This is a genomic window from Acinetobacter sp. TAC-1 (genome assembly GCF_029025845.1).
Lineage (GTDB): Bacteria > Pseudomonadota > Gammaproteobacteria > Pseudomonadales > Moraxellaceae > Acinetobacter > Acinetobacter guillouiae.
The window spans coordinates 799106-823626 of sequence record NZ_CP118892.1; the positions used below are offsets into that span (position 1 = coordinate 799106).

Consider the following 24521-nt stretch of genomic DNA (forward strand, 5'->3'; position numbering starts at 1 on the left):
CTATTTACCCCCCGAGCCTAGACCAGGAACAGCCATACGTTTTTCAATCCAAGCCATGATCAACTTAATGGTATAGGTAATGACTAAGTAAACTGGTGTCGAAAGAATAAGAATAACAATATCTTGAGATGTTTCTTCACGCATGGTTTTGGTATAAGCAAAGAAGTTCAAAACACTCAGCGCATACAGTACAGCAGAGTTTTTGAAAATATTCATTGCTTCAGAGGTAAGTGTTGGCCAGACAATACGATAAGCGACAGGGAGAATGACATAGCGATAGCTTTGGCTTTGATTTAAACCAATTGCAAAAGCTGCATTTTTTTGTCCATTTGAAACCGTATTAATGCCTGAGCGCACTTGTTCAGCAATACGTGCTGCGGTATATAGACCGAGTGCAAACACCCCAACCATTGCGGGATTATCATTGAGAATATTTTGCCACCAACCACCATTAACCATCTCTCCACTACCAGTACTTAAGCTGAGTGGTAATAATTGCGGGAATACGAATGCCCAGAAAAATAGTTGTACGATCAGCGGGATATTTCGGAAAAGTTCGACGTAACAAGTACCAATAAATGAAAGTGGTTTATTGGGTAGTGTACGTAAAATCCCGATCAGAGAACCAAGAAGAAATGCAATGAAAAATGCAGCAATCGCGGTCCAGACCATAGTCCAAACACCTGAGCCTAGGAGTTGTAGCCAGGTTGGTGCATCTGCAACAGGGGAATAACTTTCACCACCAATTGCTTTACAGACAGATTCAGCCCATGCAGCTTTATCAAGACTATATTCATTCGAGGGGAGACAATATGCTGTCCAGTTAAGTGAGCCTACGGACATGTGTGCTCCTTGTGTTTTTAATTTTATAAAAATTTATAGACCAGACTTTAAACCTAATCTGATCTATAAACCGTTTTTTTAAACTACGTTATTAGTTGATACCAGCATCCGTAGGATTGGCTTTAAGCTTTAAATATGATGAGCTCATTGGCATATTTAAATTGACATTTTTAGGTGCAATTGGAGACTGGAACCATTTTTTATATAGCGCCGCCATTTGACCATTTTTCCACATTGTTGTTACTGTTTTATCTGCGATTGCTTTATATGCTGCATCGCCTTTCGGTAACATAATGCCATACGGCTCAGAAGAAAGTACTGGACCTACAATTTTAAAGTCTTTTGGATTTGATGATTTTGCAATTAACCCTGCAAGAATATTGTCATCCATCACAAATGCTGCAGCACGGCCAGAAGCGACCATGGCAAATGAGTCTGAGTGGTCTTTACCGTAAACGTTGTTTACGTTGACTTTTTCGCCTTTCTCACCCATTTTGATGTATTTGTCAGATGTAGTCCCTTGGGTGGTTACAACTGCTTTACCATTTAAATCTGCAATTGTTTTAATTGGTGCACTGGCTTTAACTGCCATGCGTACTTCTGTTGCATAATAGTTGGTTGAGAAGCTTACCTGCTGTTGGCGTTGAATAGAGTTTGTTGTCGTACCGCACTCCATATCGATATTGCCTGCCAACATTTCTGGAATACGCGTAGAAGAGGTAACTGCTTTATATTCAACTTTAAGATTTGGCATCTTAAGCGTTTTTTTCAGCTCATTGGCAAAGTTATTACAAATATCGACAGCATATCCCATTGGTTTACCACCAATCACATAGGAAATCGGATCAGATGACTCACGGTAACCAATGATCACTTTCCCTGATTGTTTGATCTTTGCTAATGTATCTGCTGCTTGAACCTGTGAAAAAGCACCGCCAGCCATAAGTACACCAAGCGCTGTGGTTAAAACTTTTTTTGATAGTGTTTTTGTAGATAGTGTCATTTGAGTTCTCCATTACATGATTTTTTTGGCAGTTTAAGCCGCTCGTTTCTAAAATTAAGCAGTTATCGTGCCAAACCTTTTCCTTGAAACTACGATTCATCATATTTCTTTATATCATTATTTTTATACTCACTATTCCAATAAGTAAAGGATAAAAATAATAAATTTCACAAAGTAGAAATGTGACTGGTCTCACAAAGTGGAACCTATTTTATTTAAATATTTTGAAATAAATAGCCCTAAAGCCATTTATTTTTGCTTATAGGTTTTAAATCTCTATTTATATAATTGATGACTATTTCAACAGATCTGGATCAGAGGTCTTTTTAAAAAATTGAATAAAAAAACGTCATAATTAAAATTTATCTTTAATTGATAAATAACAAACATTTTTATGTAAGGTATTCATTTTTTTTACTGGTCCTAATCCATTTCCTGTGATATAAAAAATCAATAGGCATGAATTTTGCATTGCTTATTCACATAAGATGAAATGAAATAATACAGTGTGGGAATTATGGGTATGAAGTTATCGGTTGGATTAAAAGTTGCAAATTCGTTGTCGCTTACGCCACAACTGCAACAAGCCATTCGATTACTGCAATTATCGAGTTTGGAGCTTGAACAAGAAATTCAAATTCAACTTGATAGTAATCCTTTGCTTGAAAAAGTTGAAGAAGAGACACATGAAAGCCCTGAAAATGTAAAACAAGAACAACAAGAATATGAGCTTTCAGATTCTTTAAATGCCAACCATTTACCCGATGAGCTGCCTGTAGATACAGATTGGGATGATGTCTATACCCATCAATCAACTGCAATGGAGCGCCCTGAGTTTGAGGATCGTGAAGACAATCGTCATTCAGAAGCTTCATTAAAAGAACATATGTTGGGGCAAGTCAATTTATTGCATTTTTCTCCAGTGGATAAGTTAATTGCGTATTGCATTGTCGATGCTTTAGATGAAAAAGGATTTTTGGCTGCCGATATTGAAGAAATTGTCAGCTCAGTACAGCATCTACTACAACAAATGGATTATGACATTGAGGTTGAAGAGGATGAAGTGCTGGTTGTTTTAAAACATATCCAACGCTTAGAACCGATTGGTATTGGTGCTCGTAGTCTTGCAGAATGTCTTTTTGTGCAAATTGAGGCTTTAGCTACCACCACACTGTTTAGGAAAGAAGCGCTAATGTTGTTGAAACATTATGAGCTTTTGGTCAGTAATGACTTAAATAAACTGATTAAGCAAACGGGTTTAAATGCTGAGTTATTAAAGTCAGCAATTGATTTATTGAAAACCCTTAAACCTTATCCGGGTGCTGAATTTGAGCAAAAAGAATCAGATTATCAAATTCCAGATGTGGTGGTGTCCAAGAAAAATGACCATTGGTATGTTCAACTGAACCCAGATATTTTACCAAAACTTCGAATTAACTCATTTTATTCAGGCATGATTAAACGTGCTGATCAAAGTGATGATAACCAATATTTACGCAATCAAATGCTTGAAGCGAAAAACTTTATTAAAAGTGTCGATGAGCGTCATAAAACTTTATTAAAAGTCGCAAGTTGCATTGTGCAACATCAACGTGAGTTTTTAGAAATCGGTGCTGAAGGAATGAAACCTTTGGTTTTGCGAGATGTTGCAGAAGAAGTTGAATTACATGAGTCAACAGTTTCTCGTGTCACCACCAATAAGTTTTTACTGACACCTCGTGGTCTATTTGAGCTGAAATATTTCTTTTCTAGCCATGTGGGAACAACTTCTGGAGGAGAAGCATCATCAACAGCCATCCGAGCAAAAATCAAAAAGCTTGTTGCAGATGAAAACCCACGTAAGCCGTTGTCAGACAATACAATTGCTAATTTATTAAAAGAAGAGGGGATTGATGTGGCACGACGGACAGTCGCAAAATATCGTGAATCGTTACATATTCCGTCTTCATCTGACCGAAAAGTGTTGATCTAAATTTTAAAGTGTGGCTATTCTAATTGTTCATTATGACGAAATAATGAATCGCTTTTTGTCTTTTGGAGTAACTTAAATGATTGCATGATATTGAGCACAGTTTTTTCCTTGGTGAATGCTGTCATGAGATCGTTTGGGTTATGACTTTCATATTCCTATATAAGGAGAGGGATAAAGCTATGCAAATTACAATCCGTGGACATCACTTAAGTATTACACCAGCAATAGAAGAAAATATTCGAGATCGATTTGCCCAGATGACCAAGCATATTGATCAGGTCAATAGTATGCAGGTCAAGCTGAGTAAAGATCATCAATTGGATAAAAGATCAAAAAAAGGCAGTGCAAATCATATTGCTGAGGCAATTGTTCGTTTGCCGGGGATAGAGCTTTTTGCCCAAGCGAGCGCTGATGATATGTATAATGCGATTACAAAATTGACAGATAAATTAAAAAGGCAATTAGATAAACATCGGAAAATGCAGTTGGATTATCAACCAATGGAAGTTTTAGCGACATAAAATTGATATTTTTAAAAGAGGTTGAAAAGACCTCTTTTTTTTATCTATATTTTTTTGTACGAGTTAATGAATTATTTCGGTGAGTTATAGTAAAATATCCCGTTTTTACACTGTCAGTCCTATAAGAGGTCGATGCAATGAATAGTGAACAGCTCACTGAAATCTTAAAAGCAGCTTTTCCTGATGCTGAAGTTGCTGTCAGTGGACAAGCAGGTAAATTTGACCTCCGTATTGTCGATAATCAGTTTGAAGGGAAACGTCCTGTTCCTCGTCAACAAGCTGTTTACGCGCCACTTAATTCTTATATTGCCAGTGGTGAGGTACATGCGGTAACTATTCGTGCAATGACTAAAGAAGAATGGCGCAAAGCCAGTATGTTTGGAGCTTAAGCGTCAATGGATAAATTTGTCATTCAAGGTGGTGTAAAACTCGAAGGTGAAGTTCGTATTTCTGGTGCGAAAAATGCGGCTTTACCTTTATTGGCTGCAATGATTCTTGCAGATACACCGATTACATTAAAAAATGTTCCAGATCTAAAAGACGTTCGCACTTTAGTTAAGCTGATTGGTGGTTTAGGTATCACCATGAGTTATGAGGGCGAAACGGTTATCGCAGATACCTCTACACTGGATAATCAATTTGCGCCTTATGAACTGGTTAAAACCATGCGCGCATCTATTTTGGTGCTTGGGCCACTGTTGGCGCGCTATGGTAGTGCAAAAGTTTCACTTCCTGGTGGGTGTGCAATTGGTTCACGCCCTGTTGATCAGCATTTAAAAGCCTTAGAAGCTTTGGGTGCACAAATTGAGGTCGAAGCAGGTTATGTTCACGCTAAAGTGGATGGCCGTTTAAAAGGTGGTGAAGTCATCTTTGATATGGTGACTGTCGGTGGAACTGAAAATATTTTAACTGCAGCAGTATTGGCAGAGGGTGTTACAACAATTCGTAATGCTGCGCGCGAACCTGAAATTACAGACCTTGCACTAATGCTTATTAAAATGGGTGCAAAAATTGAAGGTTTAGACACAGATACTTTGGTGGTCACTGGTGTTGAAAGTCTACACGGCTGTGAATATTCAGTGGTTGCTGACCGTATTGAAACTGGTTCATATTTAGCAGCGGCGGCTATAACGGGTGGTAAGGTCAAAACCACACATACTGATCCAAATCTTCTTGAATCTGTTTTAGATAAATTTGAAGAAATGGGTGCAGAAGTCACACGCGGTGAAGACTGGATCGAATTGGATATGCTGGGGAAACGACCGAAAGCTGTCAGCTTCCGTACCTTGCCACATCCAGAATTCCCAACAGATATGCAAGCACAGATCATGGCGGTAAATGCCATTGGGCGTGGTTTTGCAACAATTTCTGAAACGATTTTTGAAAATCGTTTTATGCATGTACCTGAATTAGCACGTATGGGCGCAAATATTCAGGTTGAAGGCAATGATGCTGTAGTTACAGGTGTGGAAAAATTATCTGCTGCACCTGTTATGGCAACTGACCTACGTGCTTCGTTTTCTTTAGTTTTGGCTGCTTTAGCTGCTGAAGGGGAAACTATCATCGATCGTATTTATCATATTGATCGTGGTTATGAAGATATCGAAGCAAAGTTACAAGGTCTAGGTGCCCAAATTAAGCGAGTGAGCGAGTAAGTTAATGAGCGATATGAGAAACGATGATCCAAACTTTGACGTAATGGGCAATTTTGATCATGGTTTAACTTTGGCATTGAGTAAAGGACGTATTTTAAAAGAAACGTTGCCTTTACTTGAAACTGCTGGAATTAACTTATTGGAAGATCCTGATAAATCTCGTAAGTTAATTTTCCCAACCACACACAAATCCGTTCGTATTTTAATCTTACGTGCTTCTGATGTGCCAACCTATGTGGAAAATGGCGCAGCGGATATTGGTGTAGCGGGTAAAGATGTGTTGATGGAACATGGCGCTCAAAATGTCTATGAACCATTGGATTTAAAGATTGCCAACTGTAAATTAATGACAGCTGGTAAAGTCGGTATGGTTCGCCCTAAAGGACGTTTAAAAATTGCCACCAAGTATGTAAATTTAACCCGTCAATATTATGCGAGCTTAGGTGAGCAAGTTGATGTGATTAAGCTTTACGGCTCAATGGAATTAGCCCCATTGGTTGGTTTGGGTGATTATATTGTCGATGTGGTAGATACAGGGAATACTTTGCGTGCCAATGGCTTAGAGCCTTTGGAAGAAATCTGTAAAGTATCTTCACGTTTAATTGTCAATAAAGCCAGCTTTAAGCGTAAGCAAACATTATTAAATCCAATTCTTACTCAGCTTGAAAAAGCAGTAGAAGAACGTCAAAAGAGCAATTAATTCATTCATGTTTGTTCTATAAAGATGCCGTCTAATTTTAGGCGGTTTTTTTATGCAATTTATGTTAAAAAATAACCATCCATGATTTAAAAAAAAAGAGTTTATGAAAACACCTCAACAGCGCAAAGAACAATCTATTTTAAAACTTAAAAAGTATTCAATTCCTTATATTGACTGGTTACCTGTGATCGAAGCTGCTGAAGACGTGCAAGCGCGCAGTGCAGAACAGATTGCAAAACGCGCGATTGCTTGTTTGTGGGTGATTCAAGTCGCTTGTGATCTGAATAATGATCAATATGATGATGAAACACAGCTATTTGTATTTGATATTTTGAAGAAAATGCAGGTGCTAGATGCTTTAACCGAGAAAGAACAGGCAATTTTAAAGCGTGAGGCTTCAGCACAAGATATCATCAATATGGTGTGGAAATATGAGGCCTATTGGGTATTGTTATGGGCTTTGGGGATTGTGGATGAGTTGAGTTATCCAGCAGATATCGTTGATTGTGATTTTGCCATTCAAGCCGTATCATCGTGCGATAGCTTTGCAGAATTTATGGCTAAAGTCCAGTTGCGGGATAGCGAAGAAATTTTAGATCAGGCTGATTTAATTTATCGTTATGATTGGGCATGTGTAAATGCGCGTTTAAAGCAACAGGATGCACCTGAAAATTTAAATTCATCTATTGTTGTGGAACGGCATGGTGCATTGAACTGGCTGATTCAGGCAGATAGTGATTGGGATCACCCAGATGTGAGCACCTAAATAAAAGTTTGCTGTGTCAAAAGTGATTTGCAATCAAACTTTCCTATTAAAGTAAGTTGAAATGTTGCGGTGATGTTGCCCACAAGATACTCAAAACAAGGTAAACTAAATCTTTCCTAAACAACCTTGTGGGTAAATTGATGCGACGTTTATCGACTCAAGAGCAGAACTTTAAACAAGTCTTTGCTGACTTGTTAGCTTTTGAAACAGTGAGTGATCCTGAGCTTTTAAAAACAGTAGACCAAATTATTGCAGATGTACGCCAACATGGCGATGCACATGTACTTAAACTCACTCAACAGTTCGATCGACATCCAGCGCATCAATTTTCAGATTTAGAACTGACACAAGAACAACTTAAAGTTGCATTTGAAGGTTTAACCGTAGAAGTACGTGAAGCTTTGGAATTGGCGGCCAATCGAGTTCGCTCATTCCATCAGGCGCAAAAACAAGACGGTTGGTCTTATGTGGATGAATTAGGAAATACTCTGGGTCAAAAAGTCACCCCTTTAGACCGTGTTGGTATTTACGTTCCAGGTGGTTTAGCTTCTTATCCGTCCTCTGTGCTGATGAATGCTTTACCTGCGCATGTGGCTGGGGTAGCAGAAATTATTATGGTGGTACCTGCGCCAAATGGTGATTTAAATCCTTTGGTATTGGCAGCTGCTTATTTAGCAGGCGTAAGTCGTGTGTTTACGATTGGCGGTGCGCAAGCAGTTGCCGCGCTGGCTTATGGAACAGAAACAATTCCAGCAGTGGATAAAATTACAGGACCAGGTAACCGTTTCGTTGCTGCGGCAAAACGTGCTGTTTTTGGTCAAGTCGGTATTGACATGATTGCAGGGCCTTCAGAAATTTTGGTTTATGCAGAAGGTCATAATGATCCTAAATGGTTGGCAATGGATGTTTTGTCACAAGCTGAACATGATACGGTTGCGCAAGCGATTTTTATTACGCCTGATGAACAGCTGTTAAATGATGTCGAGCAAGCCATTGAGGAACATTTGGCTGCACTACCCAAAGCTGAAATTGCACGAACTTCGATTGCAAATCGTGGTGCTTTGGTCTTGGTTAAAGATCGCCAAGAAGCCATTGATTTGATTAATCAAGTTGCGCCTGAGCATTTGGAATTGTGCTTAGATGACGCTGAGCTGATGTCAGAAAGTATTCGCCATGCAGGTGCAATCTTTATGGGGCGCTATACACCAGAAGCGATTGGTGATTATTGTGCAGGACCTAACCATGTCCTACCTACTTCTGGTACAGCACGCTTTTCATCACCTTTGGGTGTTTATGATTTTCAAAAACGTTCAAGTTTGATTATGTGTTCTGAGCAAGGGGTTAAATCGCTTGCCAAGGCCGCAGATATTCTTGCACAACAAGAAAATTTAGATGCGCATGCCCGATCAGCAAGATATCGTTATCAGTAATTCACCAATGGCCCAGTATCCGTAAAAATCCTTCTCCCTTAGGGAGAGGGTGTGGATGAGGGTGTAAAAATTTAACTGACTTAGTTTGGAGATTCTATCGAAATACCCAAACCCTCTCCTAGAGTGAGAGCGCTTATATAAAGTAAGTCAAGTGAGAAAAAATACGAGATAAAAATGCCAAATATTAGCCCTGAGCAAATGCGTTTTTGGAGTCCTGAAGTACGTGAGTTAGAACCGTATGTCCCAGGTGAGCAGCCTAAAATCCAAAACTTATTAAAACTGAATACCAATGAAAACCCATATCCACCATCGCCAAAAGTGGTTGCAGCGGTTCAGTCTGTACTTATAGATTCAGCAGATGTATTGCGACTTTATCCAGATCCAGATGCATCGGCACTCAAACACGCGATTGCGAAACAACAACATGTAGATGTCGCAAATGTCTTTGTTGGCAATGGGTCGGATGAGGTTTTAGCCCATATTTTTAAAGCATTTTTTGTTCAAGATAAACCGATTCTATACCCAGATATTACCTATAGCTTTTATCCTGTTTATAGTCAGTTTTTTGGAATTTCAACCCAAACTAAAATCTTGCCGTTAAATGATGATTTTGAAATTGACGTGGCTGATTATAAACAGCCGAATGGTGGGATTATCATTACCAACCCCAATGCACCAACCAGTATTGCATTGGGGCTGTCGGCAATTGAACAGGTCCTGCAAGCCAACCCTGATTCGGTGGTTGTGATCGATGAAGCATATGTAGATTTTGGTGCTGAGTCAGCTGTGAGTCTGGTTGAAAAGTACGAAAACTTAGTGGTTTGCCAAACGACTTCAAAATCGCGTTCTTTGGCGGGTTTACGCGTTGGTTTTGCAATTGCACAGCCACATTTGATTGCCGCATTGGAAGCTGTTAAAAATAGTTTTAACTCCTATCCAATTGATCGTTTTGCAATAGCTGCAGCTGTCGCATCATTTGAAGATCAAGAATACTTTGTAGCACAATGTCAAAAAGTCATAGTGAGTCGTGACAAACTGGTTGCAGATTTAGTGGCGCTTGGGTTTAAAGTATTACCATCTTCAGCCAACTTTATTTTTGCTTGTTTACCCTCAAAAGATGCTGGTGAATTGGCAAAAGCATTGCGTGAACGTGGCATTATTGTTCGATACTTTAATAAACCACGTATTGATCAATTCTTACGTATCACTATTGGTACAGATGAACAAAATCAACGCCTTGTTGATACGTTAAAACATGAGATTCTAGTCTAGGATTCATGTTGAGGTTGATGCCATGTATTGAGTAAATCAAGCATGGCAGCAACTTTATCAAAACATTCCTGATATTCTGCATCACAATCTGAAGCAATAGTAATTCCACCGCCTGCCCACAATGACACTTCATCTTGATATTTTTGAATTGAACGAATCAAAATGTTCCAAGAGCCGGTTCCATCAAAATTAAAATAACCCAGTGAACCACAATAAGCACCTCTTGGTGCACTTTCAAGTTCTTCAATAATTTGCATCGCACGAATTTTGGGTGCACCAGTAATTGAACCACCCGGTAATGCTGTAAATAAGACCTCAAATGGATTGACATCTGGTTTTAGGGTGGCAGTCACCTCACTCACCATATGATGTACTTGGTTAAAAGATTCAATATTAAACAATTTTGGGGTTTTTACTGAGCCAGTTTCAGCATAGACACTGAGATCATTGCGTAATAAGTCCACAATCATGACATTCTCTGCTTGATCTTTTTTAGACTGAATCAAAGCATTTTTTGATTGTGCATCTAAAGTTGGATCGTCATAACGCGGCATTGTCCCTTTAATGGGTTTGGTGATAATTTTACGCTCAGCTTCGAAATCAATAAATAACTCAGGTGAGCAACTCAGTAATTCAAAATCATTGATTTTTAAATAACCCGAATAGGGGGCATCTGTGAGTGTCCAAAACTTTTCGACGGTATCTAAAAGTAAACCATGTGCTTTTGCAGTGAATTCCTGAGTTAAATTAATTTGATAGCAGTCACCTGCTTTAATATATTCTTGAACTTGTGTAAATGCATGATCATATTGTGGCTTTGTCCACGTCGCAGTACAGTTTGATAAAAGTTTAAAGCGTTGATTCTGGGTGACGGGTGTGGTTAATAAATCTTGTATAAAGTTGAAAAACTCTTCTGCACAGGCTTCTAAACTATAAAAAAAGAATTGCTCATTTTCTCGTTTGATAAATGTTTTATAAATACCCATGTAAAAATTGGGCTGAGATTTGCTTTGAGCATCAACATATTGCTGACTGGCATAGTTATAGTCAATAAAACCCATATATCCACCCTGAAAACTGTGCTGTTTCGGAGCCGATTGAGCGGTGAAGTTAAAGAAGTGTTTTAAATGAGGATCGCTTTTATCTTTTTGATAATGAGTAAAATGATTTCTTGTATAACGATAAAGTTGTTGCTGGGTTGAGATACAGTATTGTTCAGGTGAAAAAGCAACAATGTCTTCACCCGCGTTTTTTAAATAGATACAACCGAATAATGAGTCAAAACGGTGTAATAAATCTGCAGTGCTATTTGATGGAAAATCTAATAACTTCCGAAACATAGGGAGGTTTAACTCAAGCGCAAAAAGGGTTTGTAAGGCACTATTCTACCTGAAAATAGCACTTATAAAAGTGTTTACCGTTTATCGGTTTAATTGGGTTTTTGATAAACAGCAGTTGAACAAAAAGTAACATACCGTTAATTTAAAAGGGCAAAACGGACTACTCAAGGATTGGTGTTCTAAGTTGTAAAACAACTAAAAACAACAGGGAACTATGGAGAGTGGTTAAAAATGAAAAAAAATGCTCTTGGGAGAGTACAGATTATGAAATTATTTACTAAACTTGCTTTAGTTTCCGCAGTGGCTATGAGTTCAAACGCAATGGCAATGCAAGCAATGGATGATGCAGCGCTGAGTGCTACGACTGGTCAAGATGGTATCAGTATTGGTATTGATGCATCTAAAGTTGAAATTGCAAAACTACATGTTTTTGATGGTGATGGTTTAGCAGTAAATCCAACGACTGGCGGTACGGGTAAAGCGGGTGCAATTACTTTAAATAACGTAGTTGTAACCAAAACTGGTGCTTCTGGTAACTTGGCTGACTTGGTCATTGATACTGACGGTGGTGCTACAGCTGGCGCTAGTGGTACGCCATTCCTAAACGTTGCTGCTGCAATTAATGCATTAAAAATTGATTTAGGTAAAATTGAAGTGAATAATGTCACGGGTTCAGCAGGCGCATATAAACCTGATACTGGATCTGCTGAAATTTTAAGTGGTTTGACGATCAATACTGGTGCTACGACAGCAAATATTCAATTGGGTAATACGCCTCAAGGTGCAATGATTAAATTGAATGGTTCGATGGTTGGTGGTTTATCAATCAGTAACTTAGCCTTGAAAGATGCTTCTGCAGCAGGTGGTGGTTATATCGTACTGGGTGGCATTAAAGTGACAGACACCGGTTCTTCTGATTTGGCTTTAAATGCTGATGTGGCTGTAACGAAAGATGGTTTAGCTGTTACTGCAATGAAAAGTTCAACAGGTACAGATATTTACTTAACTAAAGTTGTATTGGGCGGTGGTACTGGCTTTGTACCAGGTGGAACAGCAGGTTCTGGAACAGGTTCTGGTTCGATTGGTGATGTTGCGATTACAGGTATGAAATTCTATAACGGTGGTTCAGCAACGCCGAATGGTGTAAAACTGACGATTTCTGGTCACTAAGCCTAGAATTAAAATCTTAAAAAAGACGCATGCAAAGCATGCGTCTTTTTTTTACAAAAAAGCTGAGAAAAAGCGACAAAAGTTGAAAAAAAGACTGTTTTTTTTTTCAAAAACCGTTATCTTCATAATCACAGGGACGTAGAGTGTTCACTCTAAAAATAAAATCAGCACTTTAGGCAAAATACTGCCGACACTTGATAGTTAAAATTATGATAGAAATTACTTTAGGTTCGGCATTAATGTATTATTTTGCCAACCACGCCTTAGATGTGAAACCCAAGCCAAAGGATGCGATTTACTACACTGAGCTTGCGGATTCTAGAGATAAATCATTTACACGTAATCATCGTGAAATGGTGCATGTTAAACCCGCCTTAGAAAACCAATTCCGTGGCATCGTACGTCAAGGATATGACTATAGCTGTGGTTCTGCTGCGTTAACAACATTGTTAAATGGCTATGTTGGGACAAATTTAACCGAACAGCAAACCATGGAAGGCTTATTACGGTTTGGAGAATACAACCGCATTATTGAGCGACGAAGTTTTTCATTGCTGGATATGAAGCGTTTTGTCGCTGCAATTGGATATGAAAGCGGTGGCTATAGAGGTGAGTTCACGGATTTAATCAATCAAAATCAACCGGTGATTGTGCCAATTTCTTATGCGGGTTTTAAACATTTTGTTGTGTTTAAAGCTTATAAAGATGGTCGTGTTTATGTGGCAGATCCAGCCTTGGGGAATATCAGTTTTGATCAAGAGCGATTTAAGCAAATTTGGGAAAATAACACCTTATTTGTGATCAATGCGCCAAAAGATCAACAACGTAACTTGTTGGCACTACAAGATGCAGATATGCGTCATGTCGATGATGCAACAATCAACCGTTATGCTTTAGTTGAAGCGCAATATTCAACAGATTATACCAATAAATTAGCAGATAAGGCTTCGACAATGCGTAAGGTGATTGACCAAGATACCAAGTCTGCAACATACAATCAGCCAATTACATCTTATATGCGACTCTATTATAAACGTAAGTAAAAGATGGATTAAAAAATTACATAACTGAATTGGAATTTTTGGAATAGGAAGAATATGAATAATCAATGGATGAAACGGACTTTACTTGCAGTGAGTATTCAGTTTGCAATTGGAAGTTTATATGCAGCTGAAACAGAGGCAAGTGCGGATGTCGTAGCAGATCAGGCTGCGAGTACAGACAATGCCAGTTCTGCAACCAGCAGTCAAACAGCTCCAGTTGCAGATGTTGCACAGGCTACAGAAGATGTCAAAATTAATAAAGATGAAACAAAATCTTTAGCACCTAAACCAGGTACACAAGCTGCAGAAGCATTGCAGAAGAAAGAAGGTGATGCTTCTCAAGAAACCAATTTACAAGAAGTTTTTACATCCAATGAACGTCAATACTCTTTAATTAAAAAGGGTGAGTTCTCAACTTTTTATGATTTAGATTATTCTTACTATCGTGATTCGCAATTAAATTTAGGAATTAACGAAGGCACAGCTTATCAACTTCGTGTTGATGAAGATGCAAGTCATACCATTAGTAATACTTTTACTGCACAGTACGGGATACGTGATAATTTAACCTTTACCGCATCTATTCCATTTATTGCTAAATCAGATAGCTTAAAAGATGCCACGGCTGCGGGCCTAGGGGATATTAACTTTGGTGCACGTTGGGAACCGTTCCCGCTGAAAGCAGGGCGTTTACCACTTATTTTATTTGGTAGTTTATCTACTAAGACTGGTGATAGTCCATATGAGATAAACCCAGAAAAAGACCTTTCAACGGGTAAAGGCTATTATTCTGTAGGTGTTGGCGCAAGTACCCGTAAATATATCGATCCTGTTGTACTGTTTGCATCGGTCTCTGCCAATTATGGATTTAAAGAAACTGGCTTAAATCAAGTGCGTGGTGGGGGCAATGCCAATGGTCAAGGTGGTGATCAGACCTATCAGCGCGTTTTAGAAGAGTTTGATCCTGGTATGACCGGTGGTTTCTCTTTTGGTTTTGCTTATTCATTTAACTATGATGTTTCGATGACCATGTCATACCAACAATCATTTAATATGAATACTTCGTTTAAGTATAGACCTACAGCGGGACTTGCAGATTCATATAAAGCAGCTGACCAATCTAGCGGGATGTTTTCCATTGCTCTAGGGGTGCGTGTCAATCCAGATACGATTGTCAATGGTACATTGGGGATCGGCTTAACTGAAGACTCACCAGATATTTCGCTTGGTCTATCTTTCCCATTGGATATTTTAGGCTTTGGTAAGAAGAAAGCGAACTAAAGGAGTGTAAAGTATGAAAAACATACGTTTGCGCCCATTAGTTACAGCGATTTTATTAACAGGGTGTTCAACTCAAGTATTTGCAGCGTTAGGACTTAACCTATCGGTTGATATACGCTCACTAACCATGGGGAATGCAGTAACTGCCGATCCACCTGGAATTAGTGCGATTCATTTTAACCCCGCAGCATTAACGAAACTCAAAGGCTTACAAACTGACGTACAAGCGATTGTTGCAAACTTTGATATACAACGTGAATTTTCTGCGCCACCTGGTTATAACGTATTTGGTTATTCTGATGACCCATTGATCTGTAATGATGCACCAGACAATCCTTCGGGGCTTTGTACAGATTATAAAGATTCAGTGCGTGGCGATGTAGAGTATGCAAGTTTATATATTCCCATTCTAAAAAAAGTCGTGGATTTGGGACCTGGCTGGCCAGTGTTAGCGCCAACGGGAGGGATTTCTTATAATCCTCCAGGTTCAAAATTGACCTATGCAACTGCTGTATATGCACCAATGGTGGCAGGTTTTGGCTCAGAGGATGGTAACCCAGGTAACTATATGGGGCAGCAAGTTGCCATTGAGCGTATAACCTATTTGTCTCCATCTATTGCATACCAAGTCAGCGATGAATTGTCTATTGGTGCTTCGATCGGGATGTCATATAACGCAATGGCATTAAAAACTGATCTACGATTTCCAAATGAAATGATCGGTGTTCTACGATTGATTGATGAGTCTGTTTGTGGGCCTTTCCGAAATAACTCGAATGTAATTACTGACCTTATATTATTTGGTATTTGTAATGCAGATGAGGGTATGAACCCATTTGGTCAATTCGGCAAAATGCAGGTCAGTCTTGAGCAGAGTTTAAGCCCAAGTTATAACTTAGGTTTGATGTGGGAGCCTACGGAAAACTTTGGTTTTGGTATGGTCTATCAAAGTTCCGCCAAAATGCGTATGAAAGGTAAATATTTTATCGACAATGCCAACGCACCACGCGAGCTTATAAAAGGCTTAAACTCTTCAGCAACAGGTCAGATTCTTGCGGCGATTTTAGGTTTTCCAGGCTATATTCCACCAACTGAATCAGGTTTGATTTCAATGGATTTGGAATATCCTGCTCATTTTCAAACCGGTATAAAATATAAAATTTTACCTGATTTACAGGTGAATTTTGATGTGGGCTGGACCGACTTTAAAGCATGGGAAAAGTTTCAGTTTGAATTTGATCGACAAATTTCAGCATTAAAAATTGCCAAATTATTATCCAATCAAGTCACAGATACCTCATTGGCTTTTCCACTCGGCTTTCAATCACCGTGGAGCTGGGGAATTGGTATTGAGTATTCAGCAAATGATCGTCTAAAACTTCGTGCTGGTTATGAACCTCGTGCTAGTGCGATCCCCGATGATAAACGGAATACCATGGTGCCGATTAACAATGCGCAATTATTTGGTTTAGGTTTAGGTTATCGTTTTGATGAAGATAGTGATATTGACTTATCGATCGGTTTCTTGCGTAGCCGAGATAATATTCCAGCAAACAGCAGTAGTTTGGCCAATAAAACAGGGGTGGATAACTTGTTACTCAACCCATATGCTGGTTTAAATGTAAAGACCAATACAAAAGTTACAATTCTAGGGCTTAACTACAGAACGAGATGGTAATGCGTTTGAATGTTGGAAAAAAAACAGTCGTAACTTCTTTGTGGCTAGCTTTAAGTTTTAGTCTAGCCACATCAATTTCTTATGCTGCCAATTTTTATACAATTATTGGCCCTGATGGACATCCGATGATTGTTCAGAAACCTGAAGTAGCTCCAAAAGTAGATGTAAAGCAAAAAAATAAACCAGTACAAGACGTTAAACCAATACAAGAAGTCAAACAAATACAAGAGACTCAAGCTGCCAAGCCTAATGTACCAGTAATAGAAGCTCCAGCCATCGTTAAACAAAGTCAAAAAGAGGGGGCGCCTAAAAATACGCCATCAGCGGTTACTACTGCTCAGCCTGCACGGCAATCCGCTTTAATGGAGCATAAAGCTAAAATTCAAAGCCCTGTTCAGATACCAGATCAGCCTTTAGCACCAGCGTCACAGACGATAGTACCTCAGCTTGTTGTGGAAAAACCGCCACAGCAGCCCGCTGATATTACTCAAAAAACCAATAAGGTTGAGAAACTAGAGAAAATAACGCCAGTAGACCAAACTGCGGTCAAGACCAATAAAGAAGTTGCCCCAAAAAGTACTCAAACGATAGAAGATCAGCATTTCACCGTTATTGATGGTGAACAATATGTCAATAATGAGTATTTAGAAGATCGTGAATTCAATTTAGAAGGTAAAAAAAGATTTTATATGACGCCTGAGATCGGCGCAGTGCATGGTCGTTATGAAACCATCGAACGGCAAAAAGGTTTAAGTAAGAGCCTTTTAAATAGTATTCGTGGCAATTCAGAATCGAAAGAAAAAAAGCCAGTTGTTTTATCATCAAGCTACTTTCGTTTACCTAAAGATGAGGTTGTTCATAATTTAGAACAAGCGTGTTTTTCTGGTAAAAAAATAACTAAAGCAAAAGATTTATCCATAAAAAATCAAGAAGTTGGCTTGTGGCCAGTTGCACCAATCAAAGAGACTTTTGCTTATGAAGTCGTGAAATTAGATTCTCAAGTGCAAAATATTTTATTAACATCCTATGCATCTTCTTCAAAGCTTCAAAGTTATTATTGGCCTTTGGTGGTATTTTTAGATGGACAAGGTTGTGTCCTCGAAGGTGTAAGTGGTTTTAAAAATGAAGAATCCCACGACAATAATTTACAATATGCGGCTATGGAAGGCGTTTTAAGAAAACCTGATCAAGCTGTATATCTATTTTTAACACCACTATCCTCAGCATTAGATGTGGAAAATAAGCAATTAACAAATCATGGACAAATTAAGCTGAGTGTAATTCAGTAAGGATGAAGATATGAAAAAAAGATTATTCGCCCCTTTGGTTTTAACAAGTTTAGGCCTAGCACTCGCAGGGTGCGGTGGTGAAAGTGCAACAGTCAATGAAGACCCAAATAAAGGTATTCCAACCTATTCAAATGGTTGTGATGCAGATTCTACAGAAAAATGTTTAGGTTTTTATGTTGACTATCCAGTGGATGGTTTAAATTTTGATTGTAGTACAGATACCAGAAATCATTATGCGACTAAACTAGAAGGTGGTTTGGCACTTGGTGGCTGTTTAATTGGCGATAAAGCAAAATTTTATATAAAAGGTTCTCAATCAGAAAGAAAAATTGTTTTAGGTGATGTTGACTTAGCAAAAGTACGCCCTTTAAAAGTGCGTGGTCAACCTGCTGCAATTGGTTTGATTGATATTGCAACTGCCATGACAGGTAAAGAACCAACCAGTATGACCATGAGTGATGAGACATTTAAAGTAATGGTTGGATTGGTTCGCGTTTTCCAAGCGATTGGGTTGCAGCAGGATGCCAATCAGGTTGGCGATGTACAACCACTTGAGTTAACAGATAATATTAAAAATAATTTAACAACAGTCAATGCAGATATTGGGGTGGCTGATTTTATCAATGGTAGCTATGTTGAAAAATTAAAACCGTGGGTCAATATTGAAGCGGTCGATGAAGCTTCTGCAGTCGCGACTGCGCAACGCTTGGTTCAACAATCATTGGTAAATATTTATTCAACAAACTTCCTTATTTTCAGTGGTGCAAATGTTGATATTCAGGGCTTTACAGGTAAAAGTGAATTAAGCACCAAGAATGAATCTATCGCCAATATGTATTTAGTCACTGACCGTCAAGGTTATACCTCAGGTTATGCAATGCAATGGGTTGGTGTACCTCAAAAAGTAGAAGGCAGTACAATTGCTGACTCACTGTTAAAGTTTTTATTGCTCAATCAGGTTGTTCCACAAAAACTCAATGTAAATGGTCAACAAGGTTGGATCAATCCACTCACCCGTAAAATTACCTCTCCACTTGTATTTAAAAAAGATCAAAGTTCAACGGATAAACTTGAAATTTTTCAGGGCGCTTTGCTGAATAATACCAATGTCGCTGGTACTGAATATATGTATAAGCGAACAACGGGTGCAACTACGGCACCTGCGGATCCAACGATATATGGGAAATGGCGTCAAACTTTAAATGCTGATCAGCTTTCTGGTGGAATCGATATTTATAAAACCAATCCTGCCAATTATTTAGATCGAAAAGTTTTCCTCACTAAAAATACAGTAAAAGCTGGTGAAAAATACTATTTCCCACTGTATGCGAATATTACATTTGCTTTTGATAACAAAGAAGTTAATCCAAATACCCAAACACTCGGTATTGTGATTGATGAAAATGGAGATATCCGCACCAATTTAGGTAAAAATAGTGCGTTAAATTCAGATACATGTGCTGATGTAGATCCAAACACTTATATTGATAAAGAAACAGGGGTACAACAATATCGTATTGGTACTACGGGTACAGCTTATATAAATGGTAATGTTGAAAAGTCGATTACACTTCGTATGATTTTGGCCAATCCTGTATTTGGTAGTCTTGATGGTGCATTAGCCGGTTTAAATGAAACATTAGTTGTTCGACCAACCAGTGGTACATCTGCAGAAGAAATAGCCAACGCTTCAGTTTCCTCTGGCGGTATACGCTTAAACCTACAACGATTAATCAATGAGCAAAATACAAATAATGGTGTCAATATTACCAGTTGGGATGGGGATAAGACGATTACTGCAACATGGGTAAATTTGCATGCATTTTATCAGTCAGTTTATAACAATATAGAGGCCAATAAGGATAAGACCACTCCTGAGCAAAAAGAGCTAGCAAAGCGTTTATCAGGGACTTTAACTGTAAGCTTACCGCAGTGTTATACCATTAAAACCAAGTAATTTATCTTAATTAAAAAAGCCTCAATTCAAGTGATTTGAATTGAGGCTTTTTTTGTGCTCATATTTTTAATGCTCAACCATTGGTCGAAGCAATATCTATTTGTGATTATCCTGTCTGATCTAATCGGGTGCCTAATGTTTCAAGATGCATTGGAAAGGTATTGGTTTTACGGTCTTCAAAATAATGTCTTAATGTGCGTTCTACACTTGGGAAAGCTAAATCGTTCCAAGGAATCTCATGTTCTTCAAATAAACGACTTTCTATGGTTTCTTCACCAGCACCAAATACACCATCTTTTATTTGTGTTTTAAACAAAACATAAACTTGCCCAATACGTGGAATATTATACATGCAGTAAAGTTGTTCAATTTCAACCTCAGCTTCAGATTCTTCACGTGTTTCGCGTGCTGCACCTTGTTCCATGGTTTCAAAAAGTTCCATATAACCAGCAGGTAAGGTCCATAGTCCATAACGTGGTTCTATTGCACGGCGACAAAGCAAAACTTTATTTTCCCAGATCGCCAAAGCGCCACAAATCACTTTAGGGTTAACATAATGAATGGTGCCGCAGTGTGTACAAACTTTACGGATTTTTTGATCACCTAAAGGAATTTTTTCTATGGTTGGATGACCACAAGCACTGCAAAAACTCATAAGCTTCATTAAAAATGTGAGATAACTCAGCATAACTGAAAAATTCTACTTTCGCATCATTTATAGCCTTATCGATAAAATTTCCTATATGATAGAACGAGAACAAAAAAGATAGAGTGAGATCAATGAAGGATGATGAGCTAACCCAAGTATTGCAAAATCGATTACGTTTTGGCAAAAGAACCTATCCGGCCAATGCCGCAGTACTGATTGCAATTACTCAAGAAGCTGATCCTAAAATTTTACTGACGAGACGCTCTGCCTACTTATCAAATCATGCTGGAGAAGTTTCCTTTCCAGGTGGAAAACGTGATCCAAATGATACCAGTAATATCGTTGTGGCTTTGCGAGAAGCATGGGAAGAAACCGCACTCAATCCCTTTGATGTCAAGCTGATTGGTGATTTACCCATGGAACGGGCGAAAAGTGGATTGACAGTAAAACCTGTAGTTGGATTAATTCCTCCAGATATTCAGTTGATTGCTCAGCCGAGTGAAATTGATCGTATATTCTATGCCCCGATTAAAAAAATGATGGAATCACAGCCTATTCCTTATGAAGTACGTTTGGCACATCAATCGGTGTATTTTCCCAGTCTAAGAATTGAAAATGAAATCATTTGGGGGCTAACCGCCAGAATTTTGATTTCGTTATTTAAATATGGTTTGGATTATCAAAAAAATTGGCCATTTTTATTGAACTCGCCATCTTTTAAATCACAGATATTCAATAAAAAATAATGCTGAAAAGCTATGATCAAAACCAATGCTCTTAAAATATCTCAAAGGAATGTAATACCATGATGTATAAATTTAAAGGTTTTGTGCCAAAAGCATTGCATGCACCTTTTGATGGTTGGATTGCGGATAATGCGACAGTGATTGGTCAGGTTGAACTGGGGCAACAAGTCAGTGTCTGGTTTGGTGCAGTCATTCGTGCTGACAATGCCAAAATTCATATTGGGAATTTTAGTAATGTTCAAGAAAATGCCGTTTTACATACAGATACTGGGATTGAATTAACCGTTGGTGATTATGTAACCATTGGGCATCAAGCCATGTTGCATGGTTGTACGATAGGCGATAACAGTCTAATTGGTATTAACGCCGTGGTTTTAAATCATGCTGTAATTGGTAAAAATTGTATCATCGGTGCAAATAGTTTGATTCCAGAAGGTAAAGTTATTCCCGATAATTCCTTGGTCGTGGGTTCACCGGGTAAAGTCGTGCGAACTTTGGATGAGAATGCGGAGAATTTATTAAAAATGAGTGCCTTGCACTATGCTGCCCATTACAAGAATTTTATTGATTTAGAAGAATTTAAATTTGATTAAAGTCGTGGTTTTAAAATTATCACTTAAATGCCAAGCACAATGTCTTGGCATTTTTATGGATTATTTTGATCTAATGGATTTTATCTAGCAGGCTTTATCTCTAAGCCCTCGCGCTATTGAAATGAGTGGAGTATCATAGGCAGCATTTTTAACACAGTAAGGTTGTGCATGAAATTGCTGGCATTGGAAACTGCCAATGAGCAGTGTTCCGTTTCGATTGTTGATGAAACTCAAACACTCTATTTTCAACTTGATACGCGAGCAAAAGCACAAACTCAAACCATTTTGCCGATGATTGAGCAAGGTTTTGAGCAAAATCAAATCTCCAGTAAAGACTTGACTGCAATTGCATTTAGCCGTGGACCAGGTTCATTTAGTGGTGTACGTATCAATGCCGCAGTGACTCAAGCTTTAGCCTGGGCAAATGATATTCCTGTGATTCCAGTTTCAACCTTGCAAGCGTTGGCGCAAGCTGCTTATCAGCAAGCCCAATTGACTGAAGTCACCGCAGTTTTAGATGCACGTATGCAAGAAGTTTATATGGCAAGTTTTAAGCTTGACCAAAATAACATTATGCAACTTGTAGACGAAGAAAAATTATTAGACTATCAACACGCTGCAGAATATCAAAAATATACCTTGATCGGTTCAGGTTCAGCTTTGGTGAATGTAGAGGCAATCGCGTTTCAGCAGATTACTGCTTCTGCCAATGATATCGCCACAATTGCGCGTCAAAATGCACTGCAAAAGCAATGGTTCAGTGCAGAACAAGCTTTACCTGTATATTTACGTGATAATGCATGGAAGAAAATTCCAGAACAAGGTAAACCATAATCGTTTTTCGCTTTAATTTTTAGGATTTCACAATGGATCTTTTACTGCTACTCAAAGCAGCCATTATGGGTATTGTTGAAGGTATTACCGAATTCTTACCTATCTCAAGTACAGGGCATTTAATTCTTGCATCTGAGCTCATGAATTTCTGGACCAAAGAAAAGAGTGACTTATTTGTCGTTGCTATTCAAATGGGCGCAATCGCTGCGGTGATTTATGAGTATTGGGGCAAGCTTTGGGGCGCAGCAATCGGTCTATTTTCAGGTGAGCCGAAAGGGCGTCATCTTGGAGTCAGTATTATTGCAGCTTCTATTCCAATTATGCTGGTTGGCTTAACCTTTGGTGATATCGTAAAAGAGTTGTTGTTTAATGATATTTCTGTGGCGATTGGTTTAATCGTCGGTGGTTTAATCATTTGGTGGGTTGAAAAAAATCCACCAAAAGTCAATGCGGTTGAAGTGGAAAATATCTCGATTAAAGAAGCAATTTATATTGGTTTAATTCAGGTATTGGCGCTTATTCCAGGGACTTCACGTTCAGGTGCAACCATTATTGGTGGCATGATGCTGGGTGTATCGCGTAAGGCTGCAACCGAATTTTCGTTCTTCCTCGGTATACCTGTTATTGTTGGTGCAGGCTTATTAGATCTTTTTAAAAATTACCATATTTATGAAACAACTCAAGATTGGACCGTATTCTTTGTGGGGCTAATTGTTTCTTTTGTTTCTGCTTTAATTTTGATCCGTGTTTTGGTGGCTTATGTTTCTAAGCGTGATTTCATGGTCTTTGCTTGGTATCGTATTGCTTCAGGTTTGTTGATTTTATTGTTTGCATTAACAGGTTGGAAATTATGGTAAGCGAAATTCGCTTATTTACTGAATCCACATTTTTTGAGAAAGCACAGTCCTACCAAACTGTGCTTTCTTTACGTGGTGTCGTGGTAAACATTGCAACGATTGAAAAACTCAATGCACGGTTTTTAAGACTGAATCCTGAACTTGCCTTGTGTGTTGATGAACAAGGGTTAAGCCTGTGCGCCAATGGCATGAAAATGCAGCCTGATTGGAAAGCTGAGATCCCTCGTTTAAAACGTGCAACTTTAAAATCTGAAATGATTGCACGGGCATGTAATATTTCAGAAAAACCCAATTTAATTGATGCAACTGCTGGTCTAGGACATGACGCATTATTGATGGCACACTTAGGGGCGAAAGTAACCCTGATTGAACGTCATCCAATTTTATTTACTTTACTGGAAGATTCGAAAAAACAGCTGGAAAACGATCCGTTTTTAGCCAAAGTTGTTGAGCGTATTGATTTGGTTTTTTCTGATTCAGCTGAATATTTACAACAATTGATCATCACGCATCAAACTGTCGATGTTGTTTATTTAGATCCGATGTTTCCGCAGCGGGATCAAAATCAGCAAGCCATTAAAAAACAGGCACAAGTGAAAAAGCAAATGCAGCTCTTACACATGCTTTTACCTGAAGATGGTGAAATGGATTTAGGCGATCATCTTTTAGTCTTAGCACGGAAAATTGCCAAGCGAGTTGTGGTAAAACGTCCTAGACTGGCTGTATTTTTAAATGATCAGGCAACCGATCATCAATGGCAAGGTGATGCTTGTCGTTTTGATGCCTATTTTAACAGCAATCTTATTGAGTAATTTGGTAACTGTTTCAATAATAGTCGAATTATTGATATATAGTTAAATCAAACATTGATAATTTTTTAGCCAAGCCTAAACTAGATAGGCTGATTGAAGCCACTGCCTTA

23 protein-coding genes are annotated in these 24521 nt (G+C 38.5%); 19 read left to right on the plus strand and 4 right to left on the minus strand.

Features of this window, described 5'->3' with window-relative positions:
- Positions 1 to 843 carry an amino acid ABC transporter permease gene (locus tag PYV58_RS03840; protein WP_034613822.1) on the minus strand — a complete coding sequence of 281 codons (843 nt, stop codon included), beginning with the start codon at positions 841 to 843 and terminating at the stop codon, positions 1 to 3.
- Between the two features lie 91 nt (positions 844 to 934).
- Positions 935 to 1846, minus strand: a complete 912-nt coding sequence (locus PYV58_RS03845; RefSeq protein ID WP_004723734.1) for an amino acid ABC transporter substrate-binding protein — start codon at positions 1844 to 1846, stop codon at positions 935 to 937.
- Positions 1847 to 2369: 523 nt separating this feature from the next.
- Here PYV58_RS03845 and PYV58_RS03850 point away from each other — a divergent pair.
- The 8 genes from PYV58_RS03850 (at position 2370) to hisC (ending at position 10162) form a co-directional block, all read left to right on the plus strand.
- Positions 2370 to 3818: an RNA polymerase factor sigma-54 gene (locus PYV58_RS03850; protein ID WP_034613871.1), complete on the plus strand. Its 1449-nt coding sequence runs from the start codon at positions 2370 to 2372 to the stop codon at positions 3816 to 3818.
- 179 nt (positions 3819 to 3997) lie between these two features.
- A complete protein-coding gene (gene raiA / locus PYV58_RS03855) occupies positions 3998 to 4339 on the plus strand; it encodes a ribosome-associated translation inhibitor RaiA (RefSeq protein WP_034613825.1) in 342 nt (113 codons plus the stop codon).
- A gap of 137 nt (positions 4340 to 4476) precedes the next feature.
- Positions 4477 to 4728 (plus strand): BolA family iron metabolism protein IbaG, encoded by a 252-nt coding sequence (gene ibaG, locus PYV58_RS03860; protein ID WP_004723729.1) that lies wholly within the window; start codon positions 4477 to 4479, stop codon positions 4726 to 4728.
- Between the two features lie 6 nt (positions 4729 to 4734).
- A complete protein-coding gene (murA, locus tag PYV58_RS03865; RefSeq protein ID WP_004817645.1) occupies positions 4735 to 5994 on the plus strand; it encodes a UDP-N-acetylglucosamine 1-carboxyvinyltransferase in 1260 nt (419 codons plus the stop codon).
- A 4-nt stretch (positions 5995 to 5998) separates the two neighbouring features.
- Entirely contained in the window at positions 5999 to 6694 is a 696-nt protein-coding gene (gene hisG, locus PYV58_RS03870; RefSeq protein ID WP_004723724.1) for an ATP phosphoribosyltransferase, read from the plus strand.
- 103 nt (positions 6695 to 6797) lie between these two features.
- On the plus strand, positions 6798 to 7460 hold the full coding sequence (locus PYV58_RS03875; protein ID WP_034613828.1) for a DUF4272 domain-containing protein: 663 nt from the start codon (positions 6798 to 6800) through the stop codon (positions 7458 to 7460).
- A 128-nt stretch (positions 7461 to 7588) separates the two neighbouring features.
- Complete coding sequence (gene hisD, locus PYV58_RS03880; protein WP_171077765.1) at positions 7589 to 8890, plus strand: histidinol dehydrogenase; 1302 nt, start codon at positions 7589 to 7591, stop codon at positions 8888 to 8890.
- Between the two features lie 174 nt (positions 8891 to 9064).
- Positions 9065 to 10162 (plus strand): histidinol-phosphate transaminase, encoded by a 1098-nt coding sequence (hisC, locus tag PYV58_RS03885; RefSeq protein ID WP_034613834.1) that lies wholly within the window; start codon positions 9065 to 9067, stop codon positions 10160 to 10162.
- Here hisC and PYV58_RS03890 read toward each other — a convergent pair.
- A complete protein-coding gene (locus PYV58_RS03890; protein WP_034613836.1) occupies positions 10159 to 11502 on the minus strand; it encodes an anthranilate synthase component I family protein in 1344 nt (447 codons plus the stop codon). The two genes, hisC and PYV58_RS03890, sit on opposite strands and share 4 nt — an antisense overlap.
- 264 nt (positions 11503 to 11766) lie before the next feature.
- Between PYV58_RS03890 and PYV58_RS03895 the strand changes: the two genes are divergently transcribed.
- The 6 genes from PYV58_RS03895 to PYV58_RS03920 all read left to right on the plus strand — a co-directional run bounded on the left by PYV58_RS03895 (position 11767) and on the right by PYV58_RS03920 (position 19920).
- Complete coding sequence (locus PYV58_RS03895; RefSeq protein ID WP_034613873.1) at positions 11767 to 12672, plus strand: DUF6160 family protein; 906 nt, start codon at positions 11767 to 11769, stop codon at positions 12670 to 12672.
- A gap of 209 nt (positions 12673 to 12881) precedes the next feature.
- A complete protein-coding gene (locus PYV58_RS03900; RefSeq protein WP_034613839.1) occupies positions 12882 to 13715 on the plus strand; it encodes a C39 family peptidase in 834 nt (277 codons plus the stop codon).
- Positions 13716 to 13769: 54 nt separating this feature from the next.
- A complete protein-coding gene (locus PYV58_RS03905) occupies positions 13770 to 14996 on the plus strand; it encodes a hypothetical protein (RefSeq protein WP_004723711.1) in 1227 nt (408 codons plus the stop codon).
- Positions 14997 to 15009: 13 nt separating this feature from the next.
- Positions 15010 to 16674 (plus strand): outer membrane protein transport protein, encoded by a 1665-nt coding sequence (locus tag PYV58_RS03910; RefSeq protein ID WP_275059708.1) that lies wholly within the window; start codon positions 15010 to 15012, stop codon positions 16672 to 16674.
- Positions 16674 to 17963, plus strand: coding sequence for a putative pilus assembly protein FilE (gene filE / locus PYV58_RS03915; protein WP_034613842.1), 1290 nt, complete (start codon positions 16674 to 16676; stop codon positions 17961 to 17963). Before PYV58_RS03910 ends, filE begins: the two co-directional genes overlap by 1 nt.
- 10 nt (positions 17964 to 17973) lie before the next feature.
- Entirely contained in the window at positions 17974 to 19920 is a 1947-nt protein-coding gene (locus PYV58_RS03920; RefSeq protein ID WP_034613845.1) for a hypothetical protein, read from the plus strand.
- 106 nt (positions 19921 to 20026) lie between these two features.
- Here PYV58_RS03920 and PYV58_RS03925 read toward each other — a convergent pair whose 3' ends face one another.
- Positions 20027 to 20575 carry an NUDIX hydrolase gene (locus PYV58_RS03925; RefSeq protein WP_034613876.1) on the minus strand — a complete coding sequence of 183 codons (549 nt, stop codon included), beginning with the start codon at positions 20573 to 20575 and terminating at the stop codon, positions 20027 to 20029.
- Between the two features lie 125 nt (positions 20576 to 20700).
- On the opposite strand from PYV58_RS03925, the gene PYV58_RS03930 reads away from it, so the two are divergent.
- The 5 genes from PYV58_RS03930 to PYV58_RS03950 all read left to right on the plus strand — a co-directional run bounded on the left by PYV58_RS03930 (position 20701) and on the right by PYV58_RS03950 (position 24411).
- Positions 20701 to 21315, plus strand: coding sequence for a CoA pyrophosphatase (locus PYV58_RS03930; protein WP_004817626.1), 615 nt, complete (start codon positions 20701 to 20703; stop codon positions 21313 to 21315).
- A 59-nt stretch (positions 21316 to 21374) separates the two neighbouring features.
- A complete protein-coding gene (locus PYV58_RS03935; RefSeq protein ID WP_034613848.1) occupies positions 21375 to 21908 on the plus strand; it encodes a gamma carbonic anhydrase family protein in 534 nt (177 codons plus the stop codon).
- Between the two features lie 168 nt (positions 21909 to 22076).
- Positions 22077 to 22742, plus strand: a complete 666-nt coding sequence (gene tsaB / locus PYV58_RS03940; RefSeq protein WP_004817620.1) for a tRNA (adenosine(37)-N6)-threonylcarbamoyltransferase complex dimerization subunit type 1 TsaB — start codon at positions 22077 to 22079, stop codon at positions 22740 to 22742.
- 32 nt (positions 22743 to 22774) lie between these two features.
- The gene (locus tag PYV58_RS03945; RefSeq protein ID WP_004817618.1) at positions 22775 to 23599 is read left to right on the plus strand and encodes an undecaprenyl-diphosphate phosphatase; all 825 of its coding nucleotides are present in this window, start codon (positions 22775 to 22777) and stop codon (positions 23597 to 23599) included.
- 5 nt (positions 23600 to 23604) lie between these two features.
- Positions 23605 to 24411, plus strand: a complete 807-nt coding sequence (locus PYV58_RS03950) for a class I SAM-dependent methyltransferase (protein WP_171077766.1) — start codon at positions 23605 to 23607, stop codon at positions 24409 to 24411.
- Positions 24412 to 24521: the final 110 nt, after the last annotated feature.

Bases quoted from the DNA above. Each gene is read 5' to 3' on its own strand.
- PYV58_RS03840 (WP_034613822.1), bottom strand. From the start codon at position 843: ATGTCCGTAGGCTCACTTAACTGGACAGCATATTGTCTCCCCTCGAAT.
- PYV58_RS03845 (WP_004723734.1), bottom strand. From the start codon at position 1,846: ATGACACTATCTACAAAAACACTATCAAAAAAAGTTTTAACCACAGCG.
- PYV58_RS03850 (WP_034613871.1), top strand. From the start codon at position 2,370: ATGAAGTTATCGGTTGGATTAAAAGTTGCAAATTCGTTGTCGCTTACG.
- raiA (WP_034613825.1), top strand. From the start codon at position 3,998: ATGCAAATTACAATCCGTGGACATCACTTAAGTATTACACCAGCAATA.
- ibaG (WP_004723729.1), top strand. From the start codon at position 4,477: ATGAATAGTGAACAGCTCACTGAAATCTTAAAAGCAGCTTTTCCTGAT.
- murA (WP_004817645.1), top strand. From the start codon at position 4,735: ATGGATAAATTTGTCATTCAAGGTGGTGTAAAACTCGAAGGTGAAGTT.
- hisG (WP_004723724.1), top strand. From the start codon at position 5,999: ATGAGCGATATGAGAAACGATGATCCAAACTTTGACGTAATGGGCAAT.
- PYV58_RS03875 (WP_034613828.1), top strand. From the start codon at position 6,798: ATGAAAACACCTCAACAGCGCAAAGAACAATCTATTTTAAAACTTAAA.
- hisC (WP_034613834.1), top strand. From the start codon at position 9,065: ATGCCAAATATTAGCCCTGAGCAAATGCGTTTTTGGAGTCCTGAAGTA.
- PYV58_RS03890 (WP_034613836.1), bottom strand. From the start codon at position 11,502: ATGTTTCGGAAGTTATTAGATTTTCCATCAAATAGCACTGCAGATTTA.
- PYV58_RS03895 (WP_034613873.1), top strand. From the start codon at position 11,767: ATGAAATTATTTACTAAACTTGCTTTAGTTTCCGCAGTGGCTATGAGT.
- PYV58_RS03900 (WP_034613839.1), top strand. From the start codon at position 12,882: ATGATAGAAATTACTTTAGGTTCGGCATTAATGTATTATTTTGCCAAC.
- PYV58_RS03905 (WP_004723711.1), top strand. From the start codon at position 13,770: ATGAATAATCAATGGATGAAACGGACTTTACTTGCAGTGAGTATTCAG.
- PYV58_RS03910 (WP_275059708.1), top strand. From the start codon at position 15,010: ATGAAAAACATACGTTTGCGCCCATTAGTTACAGCGATTTTATTAACA.
- filE (WP_034613842.1), top strand. From the start codon at position 16,674: ATGCGTTTGAATGTTGGAAAAAAAACAGTCGTAACTTCTTTGTGGCTA.
- PYV58_RS03920 (WP_034613845.1), top strand. From the start codon at position 17,974: ATGAAAAAAAGATTATTCGCCCCTTTGGTTTTAACAAGTTTAGGCCTA.
- PYV58_RS03925 (WP_034613876.1), bottom strand. From the start codon at position 20,575: ATGAGTTTTTGCAGTGCTTGTGGTCATCCAACCATAGAAAAAATTCCT.
- PYV58_RS03930 (WP_004817626.1), top strand. From the start codon at position 20,701: ATGAAGGATGATGAGCTAACCCAAGTATTGCAAAATCGATTACGTTTT.
- PYV58_RS03935 (WP_034613848.1), top strand. From the start codon at position 21,375: ATGATGTATAAATTTAAAGGTTTTGTGCCAAAAGCATTGCATGCACCT.
- tsaB (WP_004817620.1), top strand. From the start codon at position 22,077: ATGAAATTGCTGGCATTGGAAACTGCCAATGAGCAGTGTTCCGTTTCG.
- PYV58_RS03945 (WP_004817618.1), top strand. From the start codon at position 22,775: ATGGATCTTTTACTGCTACTCAAAGCAGCCATTATGGGTATTGTTGAA.